Raw genomic sequence first — 7,972 nt, 5'->3', positions numbered from 1 at the left:
TCGGCCGCCGCCGCATCCACGATCACCGCCACGCTCTCCATGCCCCCAACACTGCCACCGACGATCTTATTTGTCAAGAACACCAGATCTGTCGGACCCGTGGACGGCTTTCAGGGTGGGCCGATTCACCGATGTCCAAGCCGTGACCAGATCCTCGGCCGAACGCACCGAACCGGCGCGGACCGTGGTCGTGGAGATCGACCCCCGTCCGAGTAACCCGCATAAACGCAGTTCGGACGCTACTTCGTTGGACCTATGGCTGTTGCTGCGAGGCCACCCCGAGGCGTCATACGACGGCGACGGCGTCGATCTCGACGAGGAACTCGGGGCCCAGACCGGCGACGACGTGGACCGTGATGGCCGGCGGCGGGTCGGCGGGGTTCCACGCCTGCTGGAAGGCGGCGAGACCCTCGTCGAACGCGTGACCCTCCACCACGGCGATCGTCCAGTGCACGATGTTCGCCAGGCTCGCCCCTTCGCTTTCCAGGATGGTGGCGAGGTTGCGGAGCACCTGGCCGGTCTGCTCTCCGACCGTGGTGCCGACGACCTTGCCGTCGGGGCCGACGCCGTTCTGCCCGCCGATATAGATCGTTTTCGCCGGCTGTTCGACCACGACGGCCTGGCTGAAGGCCGGGCTGCGGTGGAGTCCCTCGGGGTTGATGTGCCGTACACCCATTTGCTGCCTCCTCTGACGACGACACCACTAATAGGGGTGTCGATAAACACCAGTTATAGTGGTTTCATGCGAGCGAGCACAACCGGACGGGTCCTGCACGATCCCAAGGGAGGGTCGTTCCGGTTCGATGCCGGCGCCGTCTGCCTGGACTTCGCTCACACAGGCGGCGAGGGCCGCTATGCGGTGTTCGAGACCCTCCACGAGCCTGCCGACCTTGGTGAATGGCTGGCCGAGCCGCCGCTGGCCGCGGTCATGACGGTCCCCGTGACAGCCCGCGAGCTGATCGCGGCCAAGGCCCTGCGGCAGGCGATCTGGGACGCGGCGCACGCCCGGGCGGCGCGTCGCCCCCTGCCCGCCGGGGCGGTCGCCACCATCAACCGCGCCGCGGCCGCGGCGCCGCTGGTCCCCGAACTGGTCCCCGAACTGGTCGGCGAGTTGGCGGCCGAGGAGACGGCCGCGGCGTGGGCGACGCCGGTGCGGGCGACGCAGGCGCTGTCGACGCTGGCGCGGGAGATGATCGAGCTGCTGTCCGGCCCGCTCTCCGGGCGCATCCGCGAGTGCGCGGGCGACAACTGCCCGCTGGTGTTCGTGGACTCGTCCCGGCCAGGCGCCCGGCGCTGGTGCGCGATGGAGCGCTGCGGCAACCGCCACAAGCTCCGGGCTCTGCGCGCCCGGCAGGCCGCAGGCCCGTGACAAGGGTTGTACGGCGGGAGGCTACGCCCCGAGGCCCGACTCCGCCAGGACAGGCCGCACCTCGACACCCTGATAGCGGGCCTCGGGCATGCGCCCGGCGAGCTCCACGGCGCGGTCGAAGCTGTCGCAGTCGACCACGTAGAAACCGGCCAGATACTCCTTGGCCTCCACGAAGGGCCCGTCCGTCACCGCCGGGACCTGGTCCAGGACGCGGATGACCCGGCTGTCGGCCGCGTCGGCGAGCGCGACGAAGCCGACCAGCTCCCCCGACTCCTTGAGCGCCTGCTGGAAGGGCTCGTGAGCGTTCATCATGGCGTCCAGCTCCTCCTTCGGGAGGGAGCCGAGCAACGCCGGGTTGTTGTGGATGATCAGCAGATACTTCACACGTTCTCCTCACGGTCGCGGCGCCCCCGTCGGAGGACCGGTGCGCGGACACTGCGGAGACGATCCTGCCCGACCGCGGCCCCGACGGGCACCCACGCGCGGGCGGTTTCCCCGGCCAGGAGAGGCGGGTGAGGAGGGCGCTAGCCTGGACCCATGTTCCACCGCAAACCGATCGAAGAGCGCATCGCCGACCGGGTGGCCAAGCGCCCTCCCCTGAAGGAGGGAAAGCACTTCGAGCACAAGCCCGCGCTGATCGTGTTCTGCGTCGTGCTCGGCCTGATGGCCTTGAAGATAATCGGCGCGTTCGCCCTGTTCAAGTGGGGTCTGCAGTAACAGACGCCGCAGCGGCGTCACCGTCGCGCGGCCCGTCCGCGCTCCCGGCGCACCGTCGAGGCGCGGCCGGGAGGCGGCGACGGGGCCGCGACGCGCTCACGACTCGAGCGCGCTGCCCTTGCTCCACTGCTTGAACGACATCTGCCAGAAACCCCAGCCGTTGTTCCACTCCAGCGCCCGGTTGGTGCCGACGACCTTGACGACGTCACCGCGGTGGAAGTTCTCGTAGAACCATTTCGCCTGGGTGGGATGGGCGTTGATGCAGCCGTGGCTGACGTTGGCGTAACCCTGGGAGCCGACCGACCACGGGGCGCTGTGGACGTACTCGCCGCTGTTGGAGATCCGCACGGCGTAGTTGACGATCTCCTTGTAGTACCCCGGGTCGCCCTCCTTCTTGCCGGGGGAGATCATCGTCACCGGGTTGCCGCGTTCCATGGTCAGGTGGACGCCGCTGGTGGTGGTGTACTCGCGGGTGCCGCCCTTACCAGCACTGATCTTCATGGTCTGGACGACCTTGCCGTCCTTGCGCACGATCATCTTGTGCGTCCGGGTGCTGACCGAGCTGATCCACGCCGCACCGATCTTGATGGTCGTGGTGCGGTCCTTGGTGCCGTACATGTCCCGCCCGCCGTGCACGCCGGTCAGATGGGCGGTGAACTTCACCGTCTGGTGCGCGGGCCAGTACTTGGCCGTGCGGTACATGACCAGCTTGTCGTTGATCCAGCGCCAGGCGCCCTTCACCGGCTTCTGGGCGTCCACCTCCAGGGCCTGCTCCACCGCCGCCTTGTCGGACACCGGCTGGTTGAACGTCACCATGATCGGCATGCCGACGCCGACCGTCTCGCCCTTGAGACCGGGGGTGACGTCCGCGACGGCCAGCTCGACCTTCGGCTTGAGCGTGCTGAACTGGCTGGTCGCGGTCGCCGGACCGCCGTTGCCGGTGGCCTTGGCCGACACGGTGTACTTGCTGGACGGCTTGAGCGGCTGCTTGGAGGTCCACTTCGTGTGGGCCTCGTTGAACTCGCCCTCGACCTGGTCTCCGTCCGCCTCGACGGTGACCTCTTCGAGTGAGCCGTTGGTGGCGGCGACCACCACGGACTTGTCGGGGCGCACCTTCGCGGTGCCCGTCGCCGGGCTGATCTTTATGGTGGGCGCCGGCACCTGAGGCGTCGCGGCGCTCCCGGCGCCTCCCTGCGATCCGGGCGAGCCCGACCCGCCGGAGCATGCCGACAGAACCGCTGCCAGGGCCACGGCCAGCCCGGCGATCGGCAGTCTCGAACGAGTATTAGTGCTCAGCACAACCTCTCCCCATGAGAGCCAAGGGCACCTTAAGACCTTATTCGCGGTTGCCACTCATATGTGCAATATCCCCAGGAGTTAGGTCACAGTTCGGTCGCTGATCAGCGGATATCACTCTGTGAGACGGTTAAGTGCGCGTCAAGGCGGAGGCTATATTCCGTTCATGTGCCGGCCTCCGGATCATCGCCTGCGGCCAGCGCCTGCACCTCCGCGTACGACGGAAGACCGGCGGGCACCCGGCCCCCGTCCGCGACGGCCCGGGCGGTCGTCACGACGGCGTGGAGAGCGGCGCGCAGCAGCAGCGAGCCGGTGCTGATCCGGCGCACCCCGAGCGCCGCCAGCGCGGGCACCGTGTGCCGTCCGGGGAGGAACAGCACGTTCAGCGGCAGCGGCACCGCGTCCACGATTGCCCGGATGTCGTCGTCGGTGGCGACGCCGGGCACGAACACTCCGTCCGCGCCCGCCCGCGCGTAGGCCCGCGCGCGGGTGAGGGTCTGCGACATCGACCCGTCCCCCAGCCAGAAGGTGTCCGTGCGCGCGTTGACGAACAGGCCGGGCACCCGGGACTTGACCGCCGCGATCGTCTCGCACCGGCCGGCGACCGGGGCCAGTGTGCCGTCGGGGCGCCCGTCCTCGATGTTGATCCCCGCGATCCCCGCCGCCGCCAGCTCGGCGGCGAGCTCGGCCACCTGGGCGGGCGTGCCGCCGAACCCGCTTTCGATGTCGACCGTCACCGGGCAGGGCAGGGCGGCGAGCCGCCGGGCCAGCGTGAGCGTCTCCTCCCGGGTGCCGCCGGTGGCGTCCGGCTTGCCCGCCGCCGCGGCGACCCCGAGGCTGGTGGTCCCGACGGCGGAGAAGCCGGCCGCGGCCAGCGCGGCGGCGGAGGCGTGGTCCCAGGCGTTGGGCAGCACGAGCGGCCGGTCAGCATGGTGCAGCGCGCGGAAGCGCCGGGCGCGGTCACTCATGGGGACCCCCGTGGAGGCGGCCGTCGGGACGGCCGGGCCGCCGCAGGATGAGCCGGGAGTGGACACGGAGGTTGGGTGACGGCTCGTACCCGTCCTCCGGCTCGGCCCGGACGTGCCCTCGCGCGGCCTCCACGACCCCGGCGGCCAGGGCCGTCGCGACGCCGTCTCCCGGGCACGGCCGCAGGCCGCCGCCGAAGCCCAGGTGGCCGGGGTCGCGCTCACGTCCGGGATCGAACCGGTCCGGGTCGCGGAACGCGTGAGGGTCGCGGTTGGCGGCCGCGAGGTCGAGCACGAGCACGGCTCCGGCCGGTACGGCGGCGCCGCCGAGCACCGTGTCCACGGTGGCGGTGCGGCGCGTGAGCCGTACGGGCGGGTCGTAGCGGAGGGACTCGGCCAGCAGCGCCTCCACCGGCCATCGCGCCGGGGGTCCGGCGGGTCCACGGGGCCCGTGGGGGGCGCGGGGGTCGCGGGGGGCGCGGGGGTCGGGAGGCGGTGAGGTGGTCAGGATGAGCGTCGTGCCGATCAGCCCCGCCGTCGCGTCGCACGCCTGGACCAGCAGGCCCGCGACGGCGGCGAGCCGTTCCGGACCCGGATGGCCCAGCAGCGCGGCGAGCGCGGCCACCCCCCGATCGCCCTCCGCTGTTCGCCGGTCGCCTGAGGCAGGGGCGTGTCCGGGCGGGTGGTAGGCGGCGGCGATCGCGGTCACGGCGGCGACCGCATCCTCGCGGCGCTCCTCCGGCACTCCGAGCGCCGTGGACAGCACGCCGACGGGCACCCGCCGGGCGAGGCGGTCCATGACATCGATCGGGTCGGTCCGGCTGAGCTCGGCCGAGGCGTGGCCGAACGCCTCCGCCCGTAGCCCGTGGAGGTCGAGCGGGGCGAGCAGGCTCCCGGCGCGGGCCCGCCGCCGGGCGTGCTCCGGCCCGTTGGCGAATCTGCTGACGGCGCTCCGGAGCCAGCCCATGCCGGCCGTCCCGGTGGCGGAAGGCGGGGCGGGAGGCGGGGCGGGGACGACGAAGCGCGGGTCGGCGAGCACGGCCCGGACGTCGGCGTGGCGCGAGACGCGCCACAGCCCCTCGGCGTAGGTGGGAGGACGGTGAGTCACCTCATGGACGCTAGGGCGCCGGCCCTTCGGCGCCGGTCGAAACGTGCCCGGCCCGCGTGCTGATCCGGGGGCCGGAGTGCCGGGAAGGCGTATGAAAGTGCTCCGCTGTGATTCATCCGATTTTTGACCGCCTCAAGACCCTCTGCCGAGCCCGGGACCTTTCCGGACAGCCGGGAAAAGCCCCTTGGTCGCTCCCCTGGCCGCCGTCGAAAGGTTGGGTCTTTATCGTGGGCGGCCGGCGGGTTATCACAGGGCCGGGAAGGGAGTGTGAACCCGCACTCCTCCTGGTCGGACCGGCCGGTCACCCCCGGCGCCGCGGTCACGTACGGATGCCCACCCCCGGACGCCCACCCTCGGGTTCCACTCTCGGTCCCGCCCTCGGATGCCCAGCCTCGGATGCCCGCCCCGAACGACACGGAGGACGACATGCGCACGTTACGAAACGCGATCACGCGGGCGTTGCTCGCCATCGCTCTCATCGCGACCGCTCTGGCCCTGGCGCCGGCCACCGGAGCGCAGGCGTCCGTGCCCAACAGATGGGGGTACGCCTTCGTCGACACCACCTCAGGCGTCCCGGACCTGGCGCACCAGGCGGGCACCTGGCCGGCCGGAAGCGTCCAGGTCACTCCGGGCGCGGTGGGCGAGGTGTTCGTGAAGTTCCCGCTGATCGGCGTCGCGAGCGGCGGCGTCGTCCACGTCACCGCGGCGGTGGCCGCCCCCGTCTGGTGCCAGGTGGAGAAGTGGTGGGCGCCCTTGCCTGACGAGATCGTCGCCGTCCGCTGCTACAAGTACGGCGGGTCGCCGGTGCACGTGCCGTTCTCCATCGTCTTCGCCGAGAGCACCGGCGCGCTGCGCGCCCCCCAGGCGTACGGCTACGTCGTGTGGGGCGGCGCCTCCATCGCCTCGCAGTACAACTCCGCCCTGGCGGTCAACGGGGTCACGCCCACCTCGACCGGTGTGTGGACGGTGACCCTCCCCGGGCTCGGGTCCACGGGATACGCCGGGGGAATCCAGGTGACCGCGCTGAACTCAAGCATCCCGGTCCGTTGCAAGGTGGGGGGCTGGGCGCCGTCGGCCGGCCTGCAGAAGATCCAGGTGCGCTGCCACGACGTGACCGACGCGCCAGTCAACAGCGGCTGGACGCTGAGCTACCAGCGTGAGCGGGCGATCACGGGGGCGGCGATCCCGCCGAAGAACTTCGGCTACACCTTCGACAACTCCCCCGGCAACCCCGGGCCGTACGCGCCGGTCCCGCCCGCGGTGAACTACAACTCGCAGGGCGCGGTGAACACGGTGCAGACCGCCGGGACGGGCCTACGGTTGGTCATGTTCCCCTCCGTGGGCGTGCTGCAGGACGACGTGCAGGTCACCGCGTTCGGGCCCGGCCCGGAGTTCTGCAACCTGCTGACGCTGTGGGCCACCTCCGGCGGGAGCGCGATCGTCCGTGACGTGGCCTGCTACAAGGGCGACGAGCGGGTCGGCCAGCCGTCGATGGTCAGCTACGTCGGCCGCCAGTGACATCCGGCGGCGCCCCGGCTGCTCTCGCCGCGCCGCCGGGGCGCCGCCCTCCGCAGATCGTCCCGCTGCCGCTCCTCCAGCCGTCACCCGGCGAAGAAGTCCGCCAGCACGGGGCCCACGACGTCCGCCTCCACCGTGTGGTCGAGACCGGCCAGGGAAAGGAGCCGTGAATCGGGCAGGGTGGCGGCGAGCATGCGTGCCGCGTCGGCCAGGAACGGAGCCGTCCGGCCGCCGTGGAGCACGAGGGAGGGCGTCTTCACCGAGGCGGCCGTCCCGGTCGGGAGGGTGGCGTCGCCCATCACGGCGGCGTCGTAGGCGAGGGTGGGCGCCAGGGCCTCCAGATCCGGCCACATCGGGGCCCGGCGCATCTGGGCGATCATCTCCTCCGGCAGCCCGACGGTCCGCATGAACAGTGCCATGGCGTCGCCTCTTCGGCCGGCGCCGAGCAGCTCGCCGAGCCTCGCGGCGTAATCGGCCTGGCGGCCCGGCGCGTCCGGGTCGGACATGAACGGCGGCTCCCACAGCGCGAGCCGGGTGACGGGCAGGCCGGCCGCCGCGGCGCGCAGGGCGAGGACCGCGCCCGAGGAGCTGCCGAAGACCGCCGCCTCCCCGCCGGCCTCGCCGATCACGGCGTGCAGGTCCTCGATCTCCCGCTCGACCGCGTAAGGCTGGGTGTCGCCGCTGTCCCCGCGCCCGCGGCGGTCGTAGTTCAGCACGGTGAAGCGCGCCGACAGCAGCTCGGCGAGCTCGGTGTGGACCGCCCGCGCGCATGAGGCGCCGCTGACGAGGACCACCGGCGTTCCCGCGCCGATCCGGTCGTAGGCGATGGCGGTGCCGTCGCTGGAACGAACTGTGTTCATATCCGTCTCCGCTTCTCTTGGAAGGCTGTGCTCTGGGGGTTGCGCTGGGCTGGAAGGCCGCGCTCGACCTGACGACGAACGAGCCTGCGGCTGACAGACGGTGACGGCCCAGAACCATATCGCCGGCCTCCGACGTTTT

9 protein-coding genes are annotated in these 7,972 nt (G+C 71.6%); 3 read left to right on the top strand and 6 right to left on the bottom strand.

Annotated features, from left to right (window positions below; genetic code table 11):
• Positions 1–286: 286 nt before the first annotated feature.
• Positions 287–676, bottom strand: coding sequence for a RidA family protein (locus AB0B72_RS38180; RefSeq protein ID WP_367744495.1), 390 nt, complete (start codon positions 674–676; stop codon positions 287–289).
• A 66-nt stretch (positions 677–742) separates the two neighbouring features.
• On the opposite strand from AB0B72_RS38180, the gene AB0B72_RS38175 reads away from it, so the two are divergent.
• Entirely contained in the window at positions 743–1,369 is a 627-nt protein-coding gene (locus tag AB0B72_RS38175; protein ID WP_367744494.1) for an ABATE domain-containing protein, read from the top strand.
• 21 nt (positions 1,370–1,390) lie between these two features.
• Here the strand turns inward: AB0B72_RS38175 and AB0B72_RS38170 are convergent, their stop codons facing one another.
• On the bottom strand, positions 1,391–1,753 hold the full coding sequence (locus tag AB0B72_RS38170; RefSeq protein WP_367744493.1) for a YciI family protein: 363 nt from the start codon (positions 1,751–1,753) through the stop codon (positions 1,391–1,393).
• A gap of 153 nt (positions 1,754–1,906) precedes the next feature.
• On the opposite strand from AB0B72_RS38170, the gene AB0B72_RS38165 reads away from it, so the two are divergent.
• The gene (locus AB0B72_RS38165; RefSeq protein WP_367744492.1) at positions 1,907–2,086 is read left to right on the top strand and encodes a hypothetical protein; all 180 of its coding nucleotides are present in this window, start codon (positions 1,907–1,909) and stop codon (positions 2,084–2,086) included.
• Positions 2,087–2,182: 96 nt separating this feature from the next.
• Here the strand turns inward: AB0B72_RS38165 and AB0B72_RS38160 are convergent, their stop codons facing one another.
• The 3 genes from AB0B72_RS38160 to AB0B72_RS38150 all read right to left on the bottom strand — a co-directional run bounded on the left by AB0B72_RS38160 (position 2,183) and on the right by AB0B72_RS38150 (position 5,455).
• The gene (locus AB0B72_RS38160) at positions 2,183–3,385 is read right to left on the bottom strand and encodes an Ig-like domain-containing protein (protein WP_367744491.1); all 1,203 of its coding nucleotides are present in this window, start codon (positions 3,383–3,385) and stop codon (positions 2,183–2,185) included.
• A 161-nt stretch (positions 3,386–3,546) separates the two neighbouring features.
• Entirely contained in the window at positions 3,547–4,350 is an 804-nt protein-coding gene (locus AB0B72_RS38155) for an isocitrate lyase/phosphoenolpyruvate mutase family protein (RefSeq protein WP_367744490.1), read from the bottom strand.
• Positions 4,343–5,455 (bottom strand): cytochrome P450, encoded by a 1,113-nt coding sequence (locus AB0B72_RS38150; RefSeq protein WP_367744488.1) that lies wholly within the window; start codon positions 5,453–5,455, stop codon positions 4,343–4,345. Before AB0B72_RS38150 ends, AB0B72_RS38155 begins: the two co-directional genes overlap by 8 nt.
• Before the next feature lie 426 nt (positions 5,456–5,881).
• Here AB0B72_RS38150 and AB0B72_RS38145 point away from each other — a divergent pair, with 426 nt between their 5' ends.
• On the top strand, positions 5,882–6,973 hold the full coding sequence (locus AB0B72_RS38145) for a hypothetical protein (RefSeq protein WP_367744487.1): 1,092 nt from the start codon (positions 5,882–5,884) through the stop codon (positions 6,971–6,973).
• 83 nt (positions 6,974–7,056) lie between these two features.
• Here AB0B72_RS38145 and AB0B72_RS38140 read toward each other — a convergent pair whose 3' ends face one another.
• On the bottom strand, positions 7,057–7,833 hold the full coding sequence (locus tag AB0B72_RS38140) for an alpha/beta fold hydrolase (RefSeq protein ID WP_367744486.1): 777 nt from the start codon (positions 7,831–7,833) through the stop codon (positions 7,057–7,059).
• Between the last annotated feature and the right edge of the window lie 139 nt (positions 7,834–7,972).

This window comes from Microbispora sp. NPDC049125, assembly GCF_040802045.1.
GTDB lineage: Bacteria > Actinomycetota > Actinomycetes > Streptosporangiales > Streptosporangiaceae > Microbispora.
This window is presented reverse-complemented; position numbering and strand designations above follow the sequence as displayed.